The 21,229-nt window shown below is 70.7% G+C and carries 20 protein-coding genes; 8 read left to right on the top strand and 12 right to left on the bottom strand.

Annotated features, from left to right (window positions below):
* Positions 1–37 precede the first annotated feature (37 nt).
* From AB0B90_RS12790 to AB0B90_RS12760, 7 genes are all read right to left on the bottom strand, one after another.
* Positions 38–616, bottom strand: a complete 579-nt coding sequence (locus AB0B90_RS12790; RefSeq protein ID WP_350948268.1) for a PIN domain-containing protein — start codon at positions 614–616, stop codon at positions 38–40.
* A 19-nt stretch (positions 617–635) separates the two neighbouring features.
* Complete coding sequence (locus AB0B90_RS12785; RefSeq protein WP_350948289.1) at positions 636–1,094, bottom strand: helix-turn-helix domain-containing protein; 459 nt, start codon at positions 1,092–1,094, stop codon at positions 636–638.
* 247 nt (positions 1,095–1,341) lie between these two features.
* Complete coding sequence (locus tag AB0B90_RS12780) at positions 1,342–2,235, bottom strand: hypothetical protein (RefSeq protein WP_350948267.1); 894 nt, start codon at positions 2,233–2,235, stop codon at positions 1,342–1,344.
* A 327-nt stretch (positions 2,236–2,562) separates the two neighbouring features.
* Entirely contained in the window at positions 2,563–3,114 is a 552-nt protein-coding gene (locus AB0B90_RS12775; RefSeq protein ID WP_350948266.1) for a hypothetical protein, read from the bottom strand.
* 85 nt (positions 3,115–3,199) lie between these two features.
* The gene (locus tag AB0B90_RS12770) at positions 3,200–3,952 is read right to left on the bottom strand and encodes a lysophospholipid acyltransferase family protein (RefSeq protein WP_350948265.1); all 753 of its coding nucleotides are present in this window, start codon (positions 3,950–3,952) and stop codon (positions 3,200–3,202) included.
* A gap of 76 nt (positions 3,953–4,028) precedes the next feature.
* Positions 4,029–5,792, bottom strand: coding sequence for a thiamine pyrophosphate-binding protein (locus AB0B90_RS12765; RefSeq protein WP_362922487.1), 1,764 nt, complete (start codon positions 5,790–5,792; stop codon positions 4,029–4,031).
* Complete coding sequence (locus tag AB0B90_RS12760) at positions 5,789–6,562, bottom strand: cyclase family protein (RefSeq protein WP_350948263.1); 774 nt, start codon at positions 6,560–6,562, stop codon at positions 5,789–5,791. The genes AB0B90_RS12765 and AB0B90_RS12760 overlap by 4 nt, the downstream gene beginning before the upstream one ends.
* A gap of 196 nt (positions 6,563–6,758) precedes the next feature.
* On the opposite strand from AB0B90_RS12760, the gene dhaK reads away from it, so the two are divergent.
* The 3 genes from dhaK to dhaM all read left to right on the top strand — a co-directional run bounded on the left by dhaK (position 6,759) and on the right by dhaM (position 8,916).
* Positions 6,759–7,751, top strand: a complete 993-nt coding sequence (gene dhaK / locus AB0B90_RS12755; RefSeq protein WP_350948262.1) for a dihydroxyacetone kinase subunit DhaK — start codon at positions 6,759–6,761, stop codon at positions 7,749–7,751.
* Positions 7,752–7,921: 170 nt separating this feature from the next.
* Positions 7,922–8,551 (top strand): dihydroxyacetone kinase subunit DhaL, encoded by a 630-nt coding sequence (gene dhaL / locus AB0B90_RS12750; RefSeq protein WP_350948261.1) that lies wholly within the window; start codon positions 7,922–7,924, stop codon positions 8,549–8,551.
* Positions 8,545–8,916, top strand: coding sequence for a dihydroxyacetone kinase phosphoryl donor subunit DhaM (gene dhaM / locus AB0B90_RS12745; RefSeq protein WP_350948260.1), 372 nt, complete (start codon positions 8,545–8,547; stop codon positions 8,914–8,916). The genes dhaL and dhaM overlap by 7 nt, the downstream gene beginning before the upstream one ends.
* A 205-nt stretch (positions 8,917–9,121) precedes the next feature.
* On the opposite strand, the gene AB0B90_RS12740 is transcribed toward dhaM, so the two are convergent.
* From AB0B90_RS12740 to AB0B90_RS12730, 3 genes are all read right to left on the bottom strand, one after another.
* Positions 9,122–9,484, bottom strand: a complete 363-nt coding sequence (locus tag AB0B90_RS12740; protein WP_350948259.1) for a hypothetical protein — start codon at positions 9,482–9,484, stop codon at positions 9,122–9,124.
* A 275-nt stretch (positions 9,485–9,759) separates the two neighbouring features.
* Positions 9,760–11,115 carry a hypothetical protein gene (locus tag AB0B90_RS12735; protein WP_350948258.1) on the bottom strand — a complete coding sequence of 452 codons (1,356 nt, stop codon included), beginning with the start codon at positions 11,113–11,115 and terminating at the stop codon, positions 9,760–9,762.
* Between the two features lie 146 nt (positions 11,116–11,261).
* Positions 11,262–11,516 (bottom strand): Smr/MutS family protein, encoded by a 255-nt coding sequence (locus AB0B90_RS12730; protein WP_329093428.1) that lies wholly within the window; start codon positions 11,514–11,516, stop codon positions 11,262–11,264.
* A 398-nt stretch (positions 11,517–11,914) separates the two neighbouring features.
* On the opposite strand from AB0B90_RS12730, the gene AB0B90_RS12725 reads away from it, so the two are divergent.
* Positions 11,915–15,259 carry a S8 family serine peptidase gene (locus AB0B90_RS12725; protein WP_350948257.1) on the top strand — a complete coding sequence of 1,115 codons (3,345 nt, stop codon included), beginning with the start codon at positions 11,915–11,917 and terminating at the stop codon, positions 15,257–15,259.
* Positions 15,260–15,500: 241 nt separating this feature from the next.
* Here AB0B90_RS12725 and AB0B90_RS12720 read toward each other — a convergent pair whose 3' ends face one another.
* A complete protein-coding gene (locus AB0B90_RS12720) occupies positions 15,501–15,929 on the bottom strand; it encodes a CBS domain-containing protein (protein ID WP_350948256.1) in 429 nt (142 codons plus the stop codon).
* 92 nt (positions 15,930–16,021) lie between these two features.
* Positions 16,022–17,221 (bottom strand): helix-turn-helix domain-containing protein, encoded by a 1,200-nt coding sequence (locus AB0B90_RS12715; protein WP_350948255.1) that lies wholly within the window; start codon positions 17,219–17,221, stop codon positions 16,022–16,024.
* A gap of 183 nt (positions 17,222–17,404) precedes the next feature.
* On the opposite strand from AB0B90_RS12715, the gene AB0B90_RS12710 reads away from it, so the two are divergent.
* The 4 genes from AB0B90_RS12710 to AB0B90_RS12695 are packed head-to-tail and all read left to right on the top strand — an operon-like array spanning position 17,405 to position 21,228.
* Positions 17,405–18,232, top strand: a complete 828-nt coding sequence (locus tag AB0B90_RS12710) for an ABC transporter ATP-binding protein (RefSeq protein ID WP_350948254.1) — start codon at positions 17,405–17,407, stop codon at positions 18,230–18,232.
* Positions 18,233–18,267: 35 nt separating this feature from the next.
* A complete protein-coding gene (locus tag AB0B90_RS12705; protein ID WP_350948288.1) occupies positions 18,268–19,173 on the top strand; it encodes an ABC transporter ATP-binding protein in 906 nt (301 codons plus the stop codon).
* Positions 19,170–20,060, top strand: a complete 891-nt coding sequence (locus tag AB0B90_RS12700) for a branched-chain amino acid ABC transporter permease (protein WP_350948253.1) — start codon at positions 19,170–19,172, stop codon at positions 20,058–20,060. The genes AB0B90_RS12705 and AB0B90_RS12700 overlap by 4 nt, the downstream gene beginning before the upstream one ends.
* Positions 20,053–21,228, top strand: coding sequence for a branched-chain amino acid ABC transporter permease (locus AB0B90_RS12695; protein WP_350948252.1), 1,176 nt, complete (start codon positions 20,053–20,055; stop codon positions 21,226–21,228). Before AB0B90_RS12700 ends, AB0B90_RS12695 begins: the two co-directional genes overlap by 8 nt.
* The last annotated feature ends 1 nt before the right edge of the window (position 21,229 follow it).

The following is a 21,229-nucleotide window of genomic DNA, read 5'->3' as shown; positions in this document are numbered from 1 at the left end:
GTCGGCTTCGTCCACCGTCACATCGCCACCGGCGGAATCAAAACTCTTCGGGTACGGCGAGCAGGCGGTTGCGCGCCCTCCTGGCGAACACGGGCACCCCGGCGCGCTCCAGCGCATGAGTGATGTCCACTCCTGTCATGGGCGGGCGCCGCTTACCCACCGCCATCCGGACCAAGGCCGCCACCACCTCGCGAGGGCTCTGCGCCAGCAGCGAGCACAGATAAGTGTCAGGATCGGTGACGGTCAACCCGTAGGGGCTCAAGGTCACGGCAGGAAAATCGGTGAGATTCCAGGTGACCAAAGTCTGGGCGCGGCCGGCGATAGCGGCCGCCATGTGGTGACAATCATCGAAGTCAGGACCGACCAACCGATCCAGCAGGTGCTTGTAGTCATCCTCGGGCACACGGGTGTCGGCGAAGAACTCCCGAATCGCCGCACTGATGCGAGCCGCCGCTGCTGCGGAGCGGTGCTGCTCGCGCACGATGACGCGCTCCCATTCCTCCAGCAGGTGATCACTCCAGATGACGGTATGCACCGCGTCCTCGGTCAGGGCCAGCATCAGGTCCATCAGCGAGAACGGGAACAACACATTGGTGTCAACGAAGACGCGCACCATCGGCGCACTCCCAGGGCGGTCAATAAGGCAGATCAGCCTCTTCGGCGACATCCATGATCCTGCGACGGCCTTCCGCGCGCCGCTCGCGACGAGCCTGGAACTCCAGGACATCCGCGAGGCGCACCAGACGATGACGGCTGTCCGGCAGACGTTGCGAGGGGATCTCGCCCTCGTCGAGCAGCCGTACGACGAAGGGACGTGACAGCCCCAACAGCTCTGCGGCCTCGTTCGGAGTCAGCCGGGTCTCCACCGGCAGCGCCAGAACGGCATTCCCCTTCGCGAGGTCGTGCGCCGCCGCCACCAGCAGGTTCACCAATGATCTGGGCAACTCGATGTCGGTACCGTCGGGTCCTCGCAGCACCAGTGACGCCTTCGCCGCGGCCGCGGTCGTCTCCAGACGGGCAAGGAGTTCGCGGTCACCGCCACCTGCCTCAACGCGTGTCGCGCCAGCCAGAACACCGGTGCGAGGCATGTCCACCTCCAACTCAAGGAATATCTGCAATAAGTGTAACCCGGGGGATCGGAACACGCCAGCATCGGAAGCATGTGCACGACTTCGCCGCCCAGCGGTGATGCCCGGGTCTCCGGTCGGAGACCCGGGCATCACCGTTCTGAGCCGCCTGTCACCGGAACCGGGGCCGTCACGTCGTGACGGACGGCCCCGGTTCCACGGCGCGGCCACGCGGGTCAGGGCCGCGTGGCGGCCGCGCCCGTTTCCTGCTCGCTCAGGGAGTGGGGGTCGGGGTCGGGGTCGGGGTTCCCTCCGTCACGGTGGGGGTCGGCTCTGGAGTGGGGGCGGGCGGCGGCTCCTCCGTGGGCGGCGGGGTCTCGGTGGGAGGCAGCGGAGACTCCGTCGGCGGGAACGGGGTATCCGTGGGAGGCGGGGTGGGAGGCAGCGGGGTTTCCACGGGCGGCGTGGGGGTCGCGACCGGCGGCGTGGGGCAGATGGCGGGCTTGTGCCACCTGCTGCCCGGCCGCCACTCGTTGATGGACCACCAGCCGCCACCGCGCCAGAACTTCTTGTGAGGCCGCGTCAGGCCGAAGACGTAGGCGGCCGTCGCCGTCTCGCCGGAGGTCGTCGCGGTCACCGAGACCCAGTCGCCCTGCCTGAGCACGTTGTCCCGTCGTCCCGAGAGGGACTTGGTGGTGTCGGCGATCGTGTACACCCGCTCGAAGCCGTCCTGGCTCTTGACGGTGATCGAGTCTTCCGCCAGAGCGGTCGCCTCGCCGGTCTGGGCGAACACGGTGAAGCCGCAGCCGTCCTTCGCCGGTAGGACGAACTCGCCGTGCAGCGTGCCGGGGAACGCCACCGGGGGCACCCGGGGCGGCGTCGTGGTGGTGGGGGTGGGGGTCGGCGTCGGTGTCTCGGCCGAGGGCGGGGGAATCGGTGTCGGGCTCAGCGGGGGTGTCTCGCTCACCGTCACGCCGGGGGTCGGCGTCGGTGATTCCGTCGGTGCGGGCGGCGGCGATGCCGCTGACGCCGGGGAGGCCCCGACGCCGCCCGACGCCACCAGCACGACGGCGGTGGCGATGACCATCGGGCGGGGGATGCGCCGTGGTGGTCCGTCCGGTCCGCTCGACGACACCGCGTTGGGCCTGTCGGGATTTGTTAGCGTCACCTTGTCCTCCATCTGGTTTGATCCGGAACCAGCGGGGGCGTCGAAGTCGAAGGGGTGCTCTCACGCCCGCCGCCGAGACCGAGGACCACCGCCCGGTCGTGGTCCTCCATCGAGGGGCGCGGGGAAGACTTCCCGCTTCCGGAGCAGCCATGCCGACGAAACGGGCGACGGGCCGTCGAAACCGAAACTTTCGCCAGCTCACCGCCACATTTCGCGAATTACAACAAATTTCCCTCAGGGCCTGCAAACGTGCCTCGAGCCGTCTCGCGTGCCCTTCTCTGATCATCGCGAAGCGCGTGAACCGGGACGCGTCTCGGCGAGGACGGTTCAGGAGTAGGCGGCGACCATGCCGACGACGAGACCGGCGAGGGAGACGAGCGTGAGGACGCAGCCGAGGACCACCGCGGCGCGCCTGCCGCGACGCGCCTTGAGAACGTAGAGGAACACGTACGGCAGGAAGCCCAGCACGCCGACGCCGAGAAACGGCATGGTCAGCGCGGCGAGGACGCCCGAGGTGCCGGTCCGGACGGCACGGTCGCCCTCGGGGGTGAGCTGGGCGCGCCTGACGTCTCCCGCGGTGGAGTCGGGTGAGGCGTCGACCGGGACGGCGTCTCCGCCGCCGTCGGGCGCGAAGCTGCCCTTGCAGTCGTAACGGCCCCGGCCCAGTTCCTCGCACGAGACGACCGTGAGCGTGCCGGGAACGCCGACAGAACCCGTCGCGAGCTTGAGGCCGGGCACCGCGAACACGAAGGGCAGCACCCCCAGGCCCGTCCAGAGGATCAGCAGGATGGTCATGCCGATCTTCCCCGGTGTTCTGCCAGGGCCGGGGGTCGGAACCGGCTGGAAGGCGTTCGCCACGTCCTCGAAGGCGTTACTCATGAGGACAGGATGAGGCGCGCCACTTGCGAACCACCTGTTGGTGACTTGGGGGCGATCCTCACGATGAGGCCCTCGATCGAGGGCCTCAGGAGATGGCCCTGTTCGCCTTGGCCTCGGCCTCGGCGGCGTCCAGCTTCGCGGCCTCCTCGGGAGTGGGCGCGGTGCCGCCGAGGTGGCGTGGCTGCCACCAGACGCCCTGCGGGATCTCCGGGTAGCTCCGCTGCGCCGCATCGAGCATCTCGGACATGCGCTCGCGCAGGTCGGCGGTGACCTTGTCGTAGTCGTCGCCGCGCTGGGGATGCATGGGCTCGCCGACCCGGATCGTGATCGGCACGTGCCGCTGGAGCAGTTTCCTGGGGTGGCCCTTGGTCCACAGCCGCTGGGTGCCCCACAGGGAGACCGGGATCATCGGCACCTTGGCGGCGACGGCCATCCGGACCGCACCGTTCTTGATCTCCTTGACCGTGAAGGACCTGCTGATCGTGGCCTCGGCGAACACGCCGACGACCTCGCCGCCCCTGAGCGCCTTCAGCGCCGCGCCGAACGCGGCGGCCCCGGCCGCGCGGTCGACCGGGATGTGGTGCATGCCGCGCATCAGCGGCCCCGAGATCCGGTGGTCGAAGACCTCCTTCTTCGCCATGAAACGCACCAGGCGCCCGGCGGGCCGCGCGGCCCAGCCGGCGAAGATGAAGTCGAGGTAGCTGATGTGATTGCTGACCAGCACGGCTCCGCCGGTCTTCGGGATGCGGTCGGCGCCCTCAACGCTGATCTTGAGGTCCAGCGCGCGGAACAAGGTCAACGCCGCCCCGATGACCGGGGGGTACACGATCTCAGCCATGGCTGAACCGTACCTCAGCCACCCCCTCCCCCCGACCTCCACGTCCTCCCCGGGCGCGCTCGTGCGGGCGGGAACCTCAGTGCCCCCGGAACGCCTCCTCCAGCCACCACGCCCCCCGTACCCGGCTGACCCGAGCGTGGATCATCAGGGGCCGGTCGCGGGCCCCCTCCAGCCACCGGGCCACCGCGGTGAGATCGGCCCGGTCCCGTACGGTCACCGCCTCGCAGCCGAACCCCCTGGCGACGGCGGCGATGTCGGCGGGCGGGAAGGTCACGGTGTCCAGGGGGTGCCCGTCCGGGCCGAAGTGGTGCACCTCCGCGCCGTAACCGTCGTCGTCGTACACGACGATCACCATCGGAAGGCCGAGCCGTACGACCGTCTCCAACTCGGCGACGCCCATCAGGGCGCCCCCGTCGCCCAGCGCGGCCACCGGGAGCCGGTCGGGCTGGGCGAGGGCCGCGCCGATCGCGGTGGCGAGGCCGAGTCCGATCGACTGGAACGCCTGCGTGAAGCAGAACCCTCGCTCGTCAGGGACATCGAGGAACATCGACGGATATCCCATGAAATTTCCGGAGTCGATGGAGACGACGCGTTCCTCGGGAAGCAGGTCGTCCAGCTCGATGGTGAGCGTCCGTGGGTCGATCCTGCCGTCGCCGCTCTCGTCGACGTAGGGCACGTCCCGCCAGCGGTTCTCCCTCGCGATCCGCGCGGCCAGCTCCGCCGAGCGGTAACCGGCTCCGTCACCGTCCGGGACGCTCTCACCGAGCAGGCGGTCGGCGGCGCGCGCGGTGCGGGCGACGTCGCCGACCACCCCGAGATGGACGGGCCGGTGGGCGCCGAGCGCGGCGTCGTCCAGGTCGACCTGGACGACGGTGGTGTCGCGGCCGATCAGCGTGCCGTGGCGCATGGTCCACATGTTGAGCGCGCAGCCCCAGCCCACGAGCACGTCGGCGTCGCGGATGAGCTCGGTCGTGAGCGGCGAGGCGAAGCCACCGCTCACGTCCAGGTCCCACGGACTTCCCCTGAACAGTCCCCTCGCCACGGCGGAGGTGGCGAGCAGTGCCCCGGCCCGCTCGGCGAGCTCCTCGATCTCGCGCCGGGCCCCGCGTGCGCCCCGCCCCGCCACGAAGACGGGACGGCGCGCCGCCGCGAGGATCTCCACCAGCCGGGCGACCTCCTCGGCCCCCGGCTCCGGTGCCGGGGTGCCCTCCCCTGCCTCCGGTGATCGAACGACCTCCCCGACCTCCGGCGACCGAACCCTCTCTTCTGCCCCCGTCGGGACGATCCGCTCGGCTCCCCCTGCCTCGATGTCCGTGCCGTCCGCGAGGGCCGCCGCGACCTGCGCGCCCGCGGCGGGGACGGTCAGCCCCTGGACCTGCAGCGGAAGGTTGAGCAGGACCGTACGACGCCCGTCGCGAGCGGTGCGGAACGCCTCGGCCGTGTCGGCGGCGGCGGTCTCCGCCGACCCGACCCGCAGCGGTACGGCACCCACGGCCTCCGCCAGCGCGGTCTGGTCGACGAAGAAGTTCGAGCGGGTCTCGCTCACCTCTCCGGCCAGCACGACGAGCGGGGTGCGGCTCTTGGCGGCCTCGGCGATACCGGTCATCGCGTTGGTGAGTCCCGGCCCCTGGTGGACGCTGAGCACGGCGACCCCGCCGCTGAGGCGGGCGTAGGCGTCGGCCATGGTCGCCGCACCGCCCTCGTGGCGCGCGGCGACGTAACGCACGCCGTGCGCGACCAGCGCGTTGGTCACGTGGAAGTTGCCGCTGCCCACCACCCCGAAGGCGGTGTCCACCCCGAGTGAGGCGAGGGTCCGTCCCACGACCTCGGCGACGTTCACCTCTCGACCAGGGCCAGCACGCGCAGCGGGCTGCCCGAGCCTCCGACGATGGGCAGCGGCGGCGCGACGACCACGGCGCCGGTCACCGGGAGCCGGTCGAGGTTGCGCAGCTGGGTCAGCCCGTACTTCCCCGCGCCCAACAGGAACGAGTGACATGGGAAGGCGGGGTCGAAGCCGTGCGCGGCGCCCGCGTCGGTGCCCACGGTCTCCACGCCCAGCCCGGCGATCGAGGTCTCCTCGGCCAGCCACCGGGCGCACTCGACCGAGACACCGGGCGTGTGCGGGCCCGTCTCGTTCGCGTTCAGGAAGCGCTCCTGGTCATGGGAGTGGGCGTCCCAGCCGGTGCGGTAGAGCAGCCATCCTCCCTCGGGCAGCGGCCCGTTGACCTGCTCCCACGCCTTGACGTGCGCGATCTCCAGCAGGAAGTCGGGATCCTCGGCCGCCTCCGCGGCGAAGTCGAGCACCACGGCCGGGGCGATCAGCCGCTCGACCGGCACCCGCGAGACGTCCTCGCCGTCCTTGCCGGTGACCCAGTGAACAGGCGCGTCGAAATGGGTGCCGGTGTGCTCGCCGGTCACGATGTCGTTCCAGTACCACGCGGGGCCGCGATCGTCGTAGTGGCTGATCTCCTTGAGCGTGAACGGGACCGTGTTGCCGAACGGCTCCGGCAGCCTCAGGATCGGCGTCTCCGACGACAGCGGCGCCGTCAGGTCGATCACCTCGATCCCGCCGCTCCGGATGCTCTCCACCAGGTTCCGCAACACCGACATGACGCCTCCAGCAGGGATGAGATCTGGGCAGATCCTCCTACACCGCCACCTCGGACCGCCAGCTTCGCGTACGCGCGCGCCGGACCTCCGGGATGCGTACCGGTCTGCTCGCCGCTTCGGGATTCAAGCCCGGGCGGGAGCGGGCCTCCACGGCCGGTGCTTGCCATCGCCTGCGAACAAGGCGAGGTTGGGAGTTGTGAAAAAGCTCATCAACGATGTCGAGTCAGTCGTTCCCGATGCGCTGCGCGGCCTCGCGGCGGCCCATCCCGGGCTCCGGGTGGACGTGGACAACCAGATCGTGTTCCGGGCCTCGGGGCCCCGCCCCGGCAAGGTGGGCCTGGTGTCCGGCGGCGGTTCGGGGCACGAACCACTGCACGCCGGATTCGTGGGGTACGGCATGCTCGACGCGGCCTGCGCCGGTGAGATCTTCACCTCTCCCGTACCCGACCAGATGATCGAGGCCACCACGGCGGTGGACGGCGGGGCGGGAGTCCTGCACATCGTGAAGAACTACACGGGCGACGTGCTGAACTTCCGGATGGCGGCCGAGCTGAGCGGCGAGGAGGGGGTGCGGGTGGAGAGCGTGCTGGTCGACGACGACGTGGCCGTACGCGACTCCCTCTACACGGCGGGGCGCAGGGGCACCGGCGCCACCCTGTTCGTCGAGAAGATCGCCGGGGCGCTCGCCGAGACCGGCGCGCCGCTGCCTGAGGTCGCGCGGGTGGCGAGGGAGGTCAACGCCCGCAGCCGTTCCTTCGGGGTCGCGCTGAGCCCCTGCACCACGCCCGCGGCGGGCAGGCCCACCTTCGACCTCTCCGACACCGAGATCGAGCTGGGCATCGGTATCCACGGCGAGCCCGGCAGGACGCGCTCGGCCATGCGCCCGGCCCGCGAGCTGGTCCACCTCGCGATGGACGCGATCCACGAGGACCTGCCGATCTCCGGCGACACTCTCGTCATGGTGAACGGCATGGGCGGCACGCCGCTGATCGAGCTGTACATCGCCTACGCGGCCGTCGTGGAACACCTCGCGGAAAAGGGGGCACGGGCGGCGCGCAACCTGGTCGGCAACTACGTGACGAGCCTCGACATGCAGGGATTCTCGATCACGGTCTGCCGGTTGAACGAGGAGCTCACCCGGCTCTGGGACGCCCCCGTCGAGACCTCCGCCCTGCGCTGGGGCCGCTGATGACCGCTGCCCCGGGGCCTGACTCGGACGCCGACGCGGCCCCTGTCACGCCCGCCGGAACACAGACCGACACGGATAGGGGGACGGACACCGGGGCACACACCGACACGAACACCGACACGACCACTGACACGAACACTGACACGAACCGAGCCGAGATGAGCACCGCGATGGACACCGCCTTTTTCGCCGCCTGGATCGAGGAGATCGCCAGGGTCGTCGCCGCGGAGAAGGAGTGGCTGACCGGTCTGGACGCCGCGATCGGCGACGCCGACCACGGGGCCAATCTCGACCGGGGGTTCACCGCGGTCACCGGGGCGCTCGCGGCCAAGGGACCCGATACCCCGGGATCGCTGCTGGTGCTGGTGGGCAACACCTTGATCCGCAAGGTCGGCGGGGCGTCCGGCCCCCTGTACGGCACGGCGTTCCGCGAGGCGGGCAGGACACTGGGCGACACCCCCGAGGTGTCCGTCGCGCAACTCCACACCGCTCTGGAGGCCGGGCTCGCCGGGGTGCGGAAGCTGGGCTCGGCCGCCGAGGGCGACAAGACCATGGTGGACGCCCTCGCCCCGGCCGTACGGGCACTGGAGCAGGCCTTACGGGACGGCAAGGACCCGGCGGAGGCGATCGGCGCCGCGTCGGAGGCGGCACGCACCGGAGCCGAGGCGACGATCCCGATGCAGGCGCGCAAGGGGCGGGCGAGCTATCTCGGGCCGCGCAGCGTGGGCCACCAGGACCCCGGCGCCGCCTCCACCGCGCTCGTCGTCTCCGCCCTGCACACGGTGGCGACGTCGTGGTAGGCATCGTCCTCATCTCGCACAGCGGTCCGCTGGCGGCCGAGGTGGCACGGCTCGCCTCGCAGATCGGCGGCGCGAACGTGCCGCTCGCCGCCGCGGGCGGCACCGAGGACGGCGGTCTCGGGACCAGCCCCGACCTGGTGGCGGCGGCGATCGAGGAGGTGGACCGGGGGGACGGGGTGATCCTCATCCCCGACCTGGGAAGCTCGGTGCTCACCGCCCGGCTCTTCGCCGACGAGCGCGTGGTGATCGCCGACGTGCCGTTCGTCGAGGGGACCATCTCGGCCGTCGTGTCGGCGGGCATCGGTTCCTCGCTGGACGTCGTGCTCGCGGCGGCCGAGGAGGCGCGGACCATCCGCAAGCTCTGACGCGGAAAACCCCGCCCTCCGCGGGGGAGAGCGGGGTCCGGCGTACCCGCGAGGCCGGACGGTGCGGGCCAAGGCTCCGGCGCATGACACGGAGGTGCCGCGCGGGCCGAGGCCCGGCGTACACGCGGACGTGCTGTGCCGAGACTCCGGCGTACGCGCGGAGGTACGGCGCCGAAGCCCCGGCGCATGGCGCGCGGAGGCGAGGTCAGCGCGTGGCCAGCAGGCCCTCCAGCAGGCCGAGGACGGCCTGGATCGGAGGGGGCGTGGTCCCGAACTCCACGTCGGTCCCGCTGACGGAGTCCATCACGCTGACCGAGCTCTGCGGCAGACCCCAGCGCTCACCGCCGTCGTGACCCACGCCGACCTCGATACCGGCGAAGGTGACGTACTCCCAGTTCTTGAGGTCCCTCCTGAGCGCCTCGTGACCGCGTGCCGTGGCCCACTCGGCGACGGCCACGAGGATGCCGCCGAGCGTGTTCTCGCGCTCCTTCAGGTCTCCGGACTGGAGTTCCTCGATCTGACGGTCCAGCTCGGCGCGCTGGGCGAGGAGTGCGTTGAGGTCGCTCATGGGGGGCCTTTCGGGGAGGTGAGAGGTATGCGGGCGGGAGCGCCGGGCCCTTTTGGGAAGGTCGTGCACGAGAGAACCGGGCCCGCACCCGGGCAGAACCCCGCCGCGATCCACGAGCTGCTGGAGGCTGCGCCGATCATCGGAGAGGACATTGCCGTCATGCGTCACATAATGGTGCCGTATGAGCCCACTCGGCGTCGATCTATCCCGGTGGAATCCTCATGCTCAGAGACCTCGGGCATCGAGGTATGCCCTGCGCGGCGCCGTCGCGCCGATCAGGGTACGGCGTCCCGGGCGCGGGCGGTGAGGTCGAGATACTCCTCACGGCCCAGCGTACGGGCCTCGAAGCCGAGTCCGTACCGCGTGGCGAAACGATGCGCCTCCTCCGGCGGCCACGGCCCCGGCAGGTGGCGTACGGGCCTGCCTTCGCCGTCCAGCACGAAGAGTCCGGACAGCCCCTCGTGACGGTAGGTCATCAGGGCGGCCGCACAGCCCAGGTCGGGCCCGATCTCGATGTCGTCGGGGACCATCCGCGAACCGAGCCGGACGCGCAGCGTCGTCCCGCCGCGGACCGAGAGGTACGGACCGCCGGGCGGCCCGAGCGCGGCGCCGCGCCGGGTACGCCAGGTGTGCCACGCCTGGCGCGCGGGTTTGAAGACGACGATCAGGGGGGCGAAGAAGACCGCGAGCCACTTGGCGTCCAGCAGGTCCAGCATCATCCCGCCCAGCGCGGACACCCCCCGCCACGCGAGCCAGCCACCCGCCGTGACGACGTAGGCCATCACGAACAACCCGGCCACTCCCGCGCCGGCCGCGACGGCCTTCTTGGCCCTGGACATCCGCAGGACCTCCAGGCCGGCGAGACGCGTCCATCCGGGAGCCCGCCTGCTCAGCGCGGCGCGCACCCCTTTCGACGATGTCTTCAGGGCGTCGTGCACGGGGAGTTTCCGCCCGGCCGCGAAGACGGCCACCTCGTGGACCGGCCAGTCGCCGGGAAGGTCGGCGAGCACCAGCCCGTCGGCGTCGAGCACGGCGAGCCCGGTGAGAGAGCGCCGCTCCTCCTTGCCGGAGACGATCACCCGGCGCTCGTACCGGTAGTGGTACAGGGAGGCGGGCGCGAGCCGCAGCGAGCGTCCGGCCGCCGGATCCTTCGCGACCAGCGTCGGGCCGTCCCAGCTGAGCGCGGTCGCCGGACAGGGGGTGCCCTCCAGCGCACCCTCGCGCGGCCTGATCTCGCCGGACACCTCGTCGTACGGCCGGAGCCTGAGCGCCACCTCCCCGAGAGAGTGGTCGCCACGCACCGGAAGCCCCGCGTGCTCCGTGGTGTGCCACCGCGGCGCCCGGTTCTCAAGGTCGGCGCGCCCCTCGAACTCCGTGGCGTAGCCCCGGTACTCGAAGGTCAACCCGGCGTCCTCGGCGAACTCCTCCACCAGGTGGCGATGTCTGGCCCCCGGGGAGTCGAGCACGACCCTCCCAGCGGTGTCACGGACCGTGATCCCGTAGACGACCCCGCTCTCGCGGGGAAGGCGGTACAGGACCAGGCCGGCCGCGCGTTCCTCGCCGGTGAGCGGCAACCGGATCGGATGGCGGCCCGGCACGTCGACGACGAGACAGCCGTCGTCCACCCTCATCTCACACCCGCCTCCGGCGAGCACCCGCGTCGCGCCTATCGCTACCCCCGTCTCCCCCGCCCCGAAAATTCTCCTTTTTCCAGAAGCGACGGATAAAGCGAACATAAAGTTCCCGAACGGAGAGACGCCACCGGACCGGAAAGCGCCTACTTGTAGCGGAAGTAGACGAAGAGGCGACCGTGGTTCTTGGCGTCCTTGTCGATGCGGTGGTAGAGGGCCTTGATCTCCTTCTGCTCCAGGAAGCGCAGGACCTTCTTCTTCAGCTGGCCCGAGCCCTTGCCGGGGATGATCTCGACCTCGGTGGCCTTCTTCCTGATGGCCTCGTCGATGATGCCCCGCAGCGCCTTGTCGATCTCTCCACCCTTGTTGTAGAGGGGATGTAGATCAAGCTTGAGCTTCAACCGAGCCTCCCGTGTGTCAGGTGCGGCCAGTTTACGCGCGACGGAACATCCTCCTCGGGGTGGTCGTGTCCTCCCCCGGCCACGGGACACGAGGGCACGGGGACACGAGGCACGCGGGCACGGAGGCGCCCGAACTGCGGAGGTATGCGAACACCGCCGAGTCTGCAAGCAAATTTGACCAATTCCGGGGATTATTGTGTCAATTTAACGATCTAGGCAAACAAATGACCTCTAGTTAAGCTCCCTGTCATGATCGGCCGCCCCTGCCGGGTGGCCGAGCACGTGTCACCCGACGGGGAGGGTCGGCGCCCTCCCCGGCATGCCGTGCCCCAGGCATGCCAGGTGGCCTCCCCTCCCTGCCGCGTGATCTGTTCATGCGTGCCTACAGGGAGGTCTCGTTGACCAGAAGGCCCTACTCACCGAGGATCAGACGCGTGGCGGTGCTCGCCGCCGGCGTCGGGCTCGTCGCGGCGATGGCGCCGCCGGCGAGCGCGGATCCCACCCCCACCCCCACGCCGTCCGCCAAATGGACGGCGACTCCCCTGACCGGGGGTGAGCCGATCCAGGGCGCGAAGTCCCCCACCGGCAAACTCGCCCAAAGTGATGAGGGGCTACTGAAGTCGACCTCGGCCGCCACGGTCAGCGTGATGGTCAAGCTCGACTACGACTCTTTCGCCGCCTATCAGGGTGGCCTCGCGGGACTTCCCGCGACGAGTCCGGCGAAGACCGGAAAGGCTCTTGACATCAAGAGCAACGACGCGAAGAAATACCAGCGACACATCGAGGACGTCGAGAACACCTTCCTCGCCGAACTCGCCAGGAACGTGCCAGGCGCCAAGGCGGGCCAGAAGCTGCGGACCGTCTACGGCGGTATCGCGCTGCGCATTCCCGCCAACAAGGCGGCCTCGCTGCTGAAGCTGCCCGGCGTGGCGGCCGTCCAGGAGGACAAGCCCGAGCAGCTGCTCACCGACTCCAGCCCCGCGTTCATCGGAGCGCCCACGATCTACAACAAGCTGGGCGGCAGCTCCTCCTCGGGCAAGGGCGTCATCGTCGGCATCCTGGACTCCGGCGCCTGGCCCGAGCACCCCCAGTTCGCCGACCCCGGCACGCTGCCCGCCGCACCGGCGACCAAGGACGGCACGCCGCGCACCTGTAACTTCGGCGACAACCCGCTCACCCCGGCGGCCGACCCGTTCGTCTGCAACCGGAAGCTCATCGGTGGCGCCCCGTTCCTGGAGACCTACAACGCGAACGTCGGCGGCGAGGTCTTCCCCGACAGCGCCCGCGACTCCAACGGCCACGGCACCCACACCGCGACGACCTCGGCGGGCGGGCCGGTGGCCGACGCGAACCCGCTCGGCATCAGCCGGGGCCCGATCCACGGCATCGCCCCTGCGGCGCACGTGTCGGTCTACAAGGTCTGCGGTGAGGCCGGCTGCTATCCCTCCGACTCCGCCCAGGCGGTCGGCCGGGCCATCCTCGACGGCGTCCGCGTGATCAACTTCTCGATCTCCGGCGGCACCTCCCCCTACAGCGACCCGGTGGAGCTGGCCTTCCTCGACGCGTACTCGGCGGGCGTCCTCGTCTCGGCCTCGGCGGGCAACGCCGGCCCCGGCGCGGCGACCGTCAACCACGTCAGCCCGTGGGTGACCACGGTGGCGGCCTCCACGCAGACCAGGACCTTCCAGTCGACGATCACGCTGTCGGGTTCCGGCGGCGCGACGGCCACGGTGAAGGGCGCCTCCATCACCCCGGGCATCGCCTCCGCGCTGCCGGTGGTGCGGGCCTCGGCCCCGCCGTACTCCAACGCGCTCTGCACCACGCCCGCACCTCCGGGTCTGTTCACCGGGAAGATCGTCCTTTGTGAGCGCGGCCCCGACCGTGTCCTGAAGGGCTTCAGCGTCCGGCAGGGCGGCGCGGCCGGCATGATCCTGTACAACTCCTCCCCGCTCGACGTGATGACGGACAACCACTGGCTCCCCACCGTCCACATCGACAAGCCCGAGGGGGACGCACTGCTGGCGTTCCTGTCGGCCAACCCCGGCGCGACGGCCTCGTTCACCCAGGGCACCAAGACCACCTGGCAGGGCGACGCGATCACCACCTTCTCCTCGCGCGGCCCCGGTGGCGACTTCCTCAAGCCGGACGTCACCGCTCCCGGCCTGCACATCCTGGCCGGGCAGACACCGGTGCTGGAGAGTCCGGCCGGTGGCCCGCAGGGCAACCTCTACCAGGCCATCTCGGGCACCTCGATGTCGTCGCCGCACATCGCGGGCTCCGCGGCCCTGCTCTTCGCGCTGCATCCGACCTGGACTCCCGGCCAGGTGAAGTCCGCGATGGAGACGACGGCGAAGACCTCGGTCACCAAGCAGGACCGCGTCACCCCGGCCGACCCGTTCGACACCGGCGGCGGGCGCGTCGACCTGACCAAGGCCGGCGACCCCGGCCTGACCCTGGACGAGACGGGCGAGAACTTCGCCGCCTCGGCCGACGACCCGCTGAACCGCATCGACCTGAACCTGCCGTCGGTGAACGCCCCGATCATGCCGGGTCTCATCACCGCCAAGCGGACGTTCACCAACGTCACGAACTCGACGCTCACCTTCACCGCGACGGGCACGACTGTGAACGGCGCGAACATCACGGTGCTGCCGCCGCTGTTCAGCGTGAAGGCGGGCAAGAGCGTCAAGCTCAGCGTGGTGATCACCGCGCCGGACCTGCCGGAGGGCCAGTACTTCGGCCAGGTGAACCTCAAGCAGGTGGGCGGCTCGCGCAACCTGCACCTGCCGGTCGCGTTCGTCCGCAAGCAGGGCGCCATCCCGGTGGAGCAGACCTGCGCACCGGCCACCATCCCGCGCAACACCGGCGAGTCCGCCTGCACGGTGACCGTGCGGAACGACACCCTTGAGAACGCCGAGGTCACGGCGCTCAGCACGCTGGACGGAAAGCTGCGGCTGAACTCGGTGACCGGCGCCACCAAGATCGGAACCCAGATCGCGACGACGAAGACCACCCTCGCGGCCAGGCAGCCGGACAGGCCGGGCATCGCCCCGGGCACCGGTCCCGCCCCGTACCTGCCGCTCGACGCCTTCGGCATCGCGCCGGTACCGATCGGCGACGAGCAGGCGATCAACTTCACCGTGCCCTCGTTCCGGTACGCGGGCCAGACCTACAACAGGATCGGCATCGTCTCCAACGGCTACACGATCGCCGGGGGAAGCTCGGGCTCGGCCGACGTCTCGTTCGAGCCGCAGACCCTGCCCAACCCCGCGACCCCGAACAACGTGCTCGCCCCCTACTGGACCGACCTGGACGGCACCGGCACACCCGGCATCTACGCCGGAACGCTGACCGACGGCGTCAGCAACTGGCTCGTCATCGAGTGGCGGGTCAACCTCTACGGCACGAGCAACCTCAAGGTCTTCCAGCAGTGGATCGGCCTGAACGGGACCGAGGACATCACCTACACCTACGACCCGGGCAACCTGCCCGGTGATCCTCCCGCCGGCTACGGCCTGACCGTGGGCGCCGAGAACGCCGACGGCACCGCGGGCGGCCAGATCACCGGCCCGCCGACCACGGATCTCCGGGTGTCCAGCACGCCCGGCGCCCCCGGCGGCAGCCTGAGCTACACGATGAAGATCAAGGGCGTCAGCGCCGGGATCGGGACGGTGACGACGGGCACGTCGACACCGCAGGTCAAGGGGCTGACGATCGAGGTGGACAAGATAACCGTGCAGTAGCGAGAACGTGATGGGCCCGGCGCGACGCGCCGGGCCCATCCGGGCTTCCTGGGAGGATCACGGCGGGCCGGGCTCACGGATCCAGGCGTGGGAAAGGGCGGGTCGAGCTCACGAATCCAGGCTCGGGGAAACGGTCTCTCCGGGCGATACGGGCTCAGCGGGCCTCGCCTCGGGAACCCGGTCCCGAGGGCTCGAACTCAGGGGTCGAACCCTCGAAACCCGGGGTTCGGAGACCTCCGGCTCAGCGGTGGAGGTAGTCGACCAGGTGGGCCTTCTCGGTCTCCAGCGTCTCGATGGCGCTCTTGACCACGTCACCGATGCTCACGATCCCCGCCAGCCGGCCCGCGCTCACGACCGGCACGTGCCGGATACGGTGCGTGGTCATGGTCTGGCGGAGTCCGTCGACGTTGTCGTCCGGCGAGCAGGTGCGGACCTCGGCCGTCATGATGGAGGACACCGGGTCCTCCAGCACGGCGGCGCCCCGGTCGTGCAGTCGCCGCACCACGTCGCGCTCGGAGACGATGCCCGCGATGGACGAGCCGTCCTCGGACACCACCACGGCGCCGATGTTCTTCTCGGCCAGAACGGCCAGGAACGCGGCGACCGTCGAGTCCGGGCGGACGGTCACCACCTCCGTGCCCTTGCCTTGAAGAATCGTACCGATCAGCATTGGCATCACCTCGGTTCAGCCTGGCGCGAGTATTCCTACCTTTGCCCTCTTGTGCCACACGCTAAGCACGCGGGAGAGCAAAGTATCGACTGTCAGGTGACGGGCAGCAACCGCACCGCGTCGAGGGCGAGGGTGAGCTCCACGATGTCGAGCGGGCGGGCGAGCGAGCGGCCGGTGAGCTGCTCGATTCGGCGGATGCGGTTGAAAACCGTGTTGCGGTGGCAGTACAGCCGCCCGGCGGCGCGCATGGCCGAGCCCTCGCATCGCAGCCACGCCTCCAGGGTCCCGAGGAGCACCTCCCTGTCGGCCGGGTCGAGAGCGAGGATGGGCCGTAATACGGCACCGCTGAGGTGACCCGCGAGTTCGGGCTGGCTGACCACCAGCGCGGCGGGCAGTCTGTCCTCCAGTCTGGCGATCTCCGGGCCTTCGCCCACGCAGGTCCGCAGGGCCAGTTCGGCGAGCCGCCTGGCGCGGCCCAGCTCGGCCAGTCCCTCGACGACCGGGCTGATCCCGGCGCATCCGGTGACGTACGGGCGAAGCTCTCCGGCGAGGTCGTCCATGTCCGCGTCGCGCAGCAACACGACCGACACCTCGTAGTCGGGGCGCATCCGCCACAGCAGCCGCATCACGCCCAGGGTGGTCGGCCGCGGGGTGTCGTTCCCGTGGTCGTGGCGGCCGGGCAGCCGGGTGATGACGACGGCGTACCGGCCCAGTTCGGGCAGGTCGAGCGCGGCGGCGGCGCTGCGGACGAGTCCGGCGTCGGCCCGGTCCTCAAGGAGCGCGTCGAGCAGGGCCTGGACCCTCTCGGCTGTGCGGCCGAACAACTCGGACTCCCGTCTTCGGTATGCCTCGGCGGCGGCGATCGCCTGCCGGTCGGTGGCGTGCCACACCTTCGTGGCGCTGCGGATCAGGACGGGCAGGCTGTCCGACTCCTCCTCGGTGACCACGTCGATGAGACCGTCCCACATCACCTGCGCGGAGAGCCGGTAGCTGCGCAGCAGGGAGTCCATGGGCAGTCCCTGCTCAGCCCTGCGCCGGGCGGTCCTCTCCGCCTGCGGCACGTCGCACCGTTCGGAGCGGGGCAGCAGGATGGCGCCGATACCGTCCCGCATCGCCTCGTAGACGCTCTGCCAGTGGTCGTCGGTGGGAACCATCCGCCGGTACGCCTCGTCGGTGTCACGGATCTTGGCGACGAGCTCGTCGGTGAGCTCGGGAAGTCTCAGCAACAGCCTGCGGGCGGCCAGGCGCATGACCCTGCGTACTTCGTCGTCCGTAACCGGCCGGGTCCCCATCTGGGGATCGTGACAGCAAAACACCTTGCCGAACAAGGTTCTGTTCTGTTTCGTGACCCGGGGTTGTGCACACGCACAACCGGGACCCGTCCCGCATGGGCGTCCGCCCCGACTTCACCTTGCCCTCTGGACGCCGGTGAAGCGTCTCGGTTGGGTGCGTTCATCGGCTGTCAGGAGGCACACATGGACGTGCACGCCCCTCGCCCTCCCGGGGACTCCGGGCTGGCCGTCAGGGATCTGGCGGTGGGCTACGGCCCGGTCCCGGCCCTGCGGGGTGTCTCGCTGAGCGTCCCGCGCGGTTCGGTCGTCGCGGTGCTCGGCGGTAACGGCGCGGGGAAGTCGACCCTGCTGCGCGCCGTTTCCGGCACCCTCGGCTTCCACCGGGGCGGCATCACCGCGGGCGAGGTCGGGTTCGGCGGCGCACGGCTGTCCGGCGCCGCCACCTCGGCCATCGTGGCGGGGGGCGTCGTCCAGGTACCCGAGGGGCGCAAGGTCTTCGCGCGGATGACGGTCGAGGAGAACCTGCGGGCCGGCGCCCTCGGCGCACCCGACCGGCGGTCGGCGGCCGAGGCGAGGGAGAGGGTGCTCACGCTATTCCCCGTGCTCGCCGGGCGCGCCGGACAACGCGCGGGCCTGCTGTCCGGCGGGGAGCAGCAGATGCTCGCCATCGGCCGCGCGCTGATGGCCAGGCCCAGGATGCTGCTGCTCGACGAACCCACCCTCGGTCTCGCGCCGCTGATGGCCGCCAGGATCGCCGAGACCGTCCGCGAGATCAACGCCGACGGCACCACCGTGCTCCTGGTGGAGCAGAACGCCGCGATGGCCCTGTCCCTGGCCTCGTACGCCTACGTGCTGGAGGTCGGCGAGGTGGTGCTGTCGGGGCCGGCCGCGGAACTCGCCGCGAGCGACGAGGTGCGCCGTCGCTACCTTGGCATCGAGGACACCTCCCCGGTCGCGGCACGTGGGACGCGGAAGGCGGCTCGGCCCGCGCTGGCGAGGTGGTCGGCGTGAGCGACACATACCAACCGGATGGTACGGCCCCTTACATTCCCCGGCTCGACGTGCGTGACGTGACCGTGCGTTTCGCCGGGCTCACCGCGCTGGACGCGGTCGGCTTCACCGTCGAGCCCGGCAGCCTCCACGCGGTGATCGGGCCCAACGGGGCGGGAAAGTCGACCTTCTTCAACGTCCTGTCGGGCGTCTACCGGGCCGCCTCGGGCAGCGTGCGGTTCGGCGGCGCGGAACTGACCTCCCTGGCCCCGCACCGTGTCGCCGCCCTGGGCGTGGCGCGCACCTTCCAGAACATCGCCCTGTCACCGCGCCTGTCGGTAAGGGACAACCTCATGCTCGGCCGCCACCGGCTGACCCGCGCCGGGTTCCTCTCGGCCGGGTTGCGACTGCCGGCGGCCCGGCGCGAGGCGGCCGAGCACGGCGAGCGGGTGACCGAGATCGCCGCGTTCGTCGGGCTCTCCGAACGACTGGCCACGCCCGCCGGACTGCTGCCGTACGGCGTGCAGAAGCGCGTGGAGCTGGCACGGGCCCTGTGCATGGAACCCCGGCTGCTGCTGCTGGACGAGCCGGTCGCCGGCATGAACGGCGGCGAGCGCCGCGACATGGCCGAGTTGATCGTCGCGGTACGGGAGAGCCTCGGCATCTCGATCCTGCTGGTCGAGCACGACATGGGGATCGTCATGCGGCTCGCCGACGCGGTGACGGTCCTGGACTTCGGCAGGCGCATCGCGGACGGGTCACCCCGCGAGGTGCAGAACGATCCGGAGGTGGTCCGCGCCTACCTGGGCGCGGCGGTGGAAAGCACCGTGGTCGAGAGCGCGACCGCGGTGCTTCCCACCGCCGAGGACACGACCGTCGAGAACGCGAGCGCGGAGAACACGACGGGCAAGGACACGAACGCCGGAAGCGCGGCGGGCGGGGACGGGGAGGTCGCTCCGTGATCACTTTTCTCGAACTCCTGGTGAACGGGATCTCCGTCGGAGCCGTGTACGCGTTGATCGCCCTGGGCTTCGTCATCATCTTCAAGGCGACCGAGGTGGTGAACTTCGCGCACGCCTCGCTACTGCTGGTCGGCGGCTTCATCGTGGCCGGAACGCACCCGTCGGTGGGCTTCTGGACCGCCCTGCTGCTGGGCGTCGCCGGTGCGGCCGCCGTGGGCGCCCTCATCGAGTTCCTGGTCGTCCGCAGGGCGAACACCGCCTCGCACAGCGTGCTGGCGATCGTGACGATCGGCGTCGACATCGTGCTGACGACCGAGCTGACCAGGCGGATCGGCACCGACGTGCTCGCCATGGGCGACCCTTGGCGCGACCGGGTGCTGCACCTGGGTGACGTCAGCGTCGCCCAGACCCGGGTGGTCGCACTGGCCGTCGCGGCGGCCCTGATCACCGCGTTCCTGCTGGCGTTCAAGCACACGAACTGGGGCATCGCCATGCGCGCCACCGCGGAGGACGCGGAGACCGCCGCGCTGATGGGCGTGCGGCGCGGGCGGGTCTCGATGGGAGCCTGGGCGGTCGCCGGGGCGCTCGCCGCCGTCGCGGCGCTCTTCCTGTGCGTCTTCCCGACCCCGGGGCTGGACCGCGGCACCGCCTTCGCGGCGATGAAGGCGTTCCCCGCGGCGATCCTGGGCGGCCTCGACTCCACCACGGGGGCGCTGGCCGGAGGGCTGATCATCGGTGTCACCGAGGCCATGATGAGCGGCTACCAGAACGACCTCGCCTTCCTCGGCCGCGGCATCGGCGACGTCGCGCCGTTCCTCGTGATGATCGTGGTCCTGCTCATCCGCCCCGCGGGACTGTTCGGGACGAGGGAGCCGGCACGTGTCTAGAAAGATCATCCTCTCCTGCGCCGCACTGGCCGTGGTGGCGGTCGCCGTACCGTTCTACCTGGAGGGCTTCTGGCTGCAGACCGGACTTTTCGCGATGTCGGCGGCGATCGGGGCGATCGGTGTCAACCTGCTGACCGGTGCCACCGGCCAGCTGTCCATGGGACACGCCTTCTTCCTGGCGGTCGGCGCGTACGCCTACGTCTACCTCGCCTCCGAGCCGGAGGGCGGCGCACACGCCCTCGGTGGCCTGGGCCTGCCCACGCCCGTGGCGGCGTTGCTCGCGGTGCTCGCGGCGGGCGTCGCGGGCGGCGTGTTCAGCCCCATCGCGGGACGCCTGAAAGGCGCCTACCTCGGCATCGCCACCCTCGCACTGATCTTCGTCGGCCAGCACGTGCTGTTCAACGCCGAACCTGTGACGGGCGGGTACAACGGGCGCCCGGTACCACCGATGGAGCTGTTCGGGTTCGTGTTCGCCGACACCCCCGAACTGGTGGTCGCGCGAGTGCCCTTCGGTTCGCTGGAGCGGCTGTGGTTCCTGGGCCTGGTCCTGCTGACCGGCGCGGCGCTGTTCGCCCGAGGGGTGCTGCGCGGCCGTCCTGGGAGGGCCATGAACACCATCCGTGACCATGAGATCGCGGCCGGGGTGATGGGCGTGCCCGTGGCCCGCTACCGCGCCGGGGTGTTCGTGCTCTCGTCGATGTACGGGGGGCTGGCCGGGGTCCTGCTCGCGCTGATCTTCCAGCGCACCGTGCCCGACTACTTCGGCCTGCTGCTCTCCCTCGACTACCTTGCGATGATCGTCATCGGTGGACTCGGCTCCGTCGCGGGCGCGGTGATCGGCGCGTTCTTCGTCTCGATGCTCCCCCAGTTGCTCAGCCGCTACAGCGACGCCCTGCCGCTGGTGGCCGAGCCGGGCTCCGGCGGAGTCTCGCCCGCGGAGGCGGCCCGCGTCCTGTACGGCGCCGCCGTCGTCGTCATCGTCCTCTTCCTGCCCGGCGGGCTGCTCGGCCTCGCCGGACGCCTGCGCCCGGCCGCCGGTCGGCGGCTCGCCCCCGTCCCCGCTTCCCCCGTCCCCGCTTCCTCCGCTCCCACCTCCCCGGCTCCCGCGGCGACGAAGGCCCCGCCATCGCCGCCGCCGTCCCCCGACTCCCCCGACACAAGGAACTGAT

Origin of the sequence: Streptosporangium sp. NPDC049078, assembly GCF_040648855.1 — a bacterium.
Lineage (GTDB): Bacteria > Actinomycetota > Actinomycetes > Streptosporangiales > Streptosporangiaceae > Streptosporangium.
Note: the sequence above shows the minus strand (reverse complement) of the source record. Positions and strands in the feature narration are given on the sequence as shown.

Excerpts from the sequence above, each read along its gene's own strand:
- AB0B90_RS12710 (WP_350948254.1), top strand. The coding sequence starts at position 17,405 with ATGGACGTGCACGCCCCTCGCCCTCCCGGGGACTCCGGGCTGGCCGTC.
- AB0B90_RS12775 (WP_350948266.1), bottom strand. The coding sequence starts at position 3,114 with ATGAGTAACGCCTTCGAGGACGTGGCGAACGCCTTCCAGCCGGTTCCG.
- AB0B90_RS12790 (WP_350948268.1), bottom strand. The coding sequence starts at position 616 with ATGGTGCGCGTCTTCGTTGACACCAATGTGTTGTTCCCGTTCTCGCTG.
- AB0B90_RS12740 (WP_350948259.1), bottom strand. The coding sequence starts at position 9,484 with ATGAGCGACCTCAACGCACTCCTCGCCCAGCGCGCCGAGCTGGACCGT.
- dhaL (WP_350948261.1), top strand. The coding sequence starts at position 7,922 with ATGGACACCGCCTTTTTCGCCGCCTGGATCGAGGAGATCGCCAGGGTC.
- AB0B90_RS12720 (WP_350948256.1), bottom strand. The coding sequence starts at position 15,929 with ATGCTGATCGGTACGATTCTTCAAGGCAAGGGCACGGAGGTGGTGACC.
- AB0B90_RS12760 (WP_350948263.1), bottom strand. The coding sequence starts at position 6,562 with ATGTCGGTGTTGCGGAACCTGGTGGAGAGCATCCGGAGCGGCGGGATC.
- AB0B90_RS12735 (WP_350948258.1), bottom strand. The coding sequence starts at position 11,115 with ATGAGGGTGGACGACGGCTGTCTCGTCGTCGACGTGCCGGGCCGCCAT.
- AB0B90_RS12715 (WP_350948255.1), bottom strand. The coding sequence starts at position 17,221 with ATGGGGACCCGGCCGGTTACGGACGACGAAGTACGCAGGGTCATGCGC.
- AB0B90_RS12770 (WP_350948265.1), bottom strand. The coding sequence starts at position 3,952 with ATGGCTGAGATCGTGTACCCCCCGGTCATCGGGGCGGCGTTGACCTTG.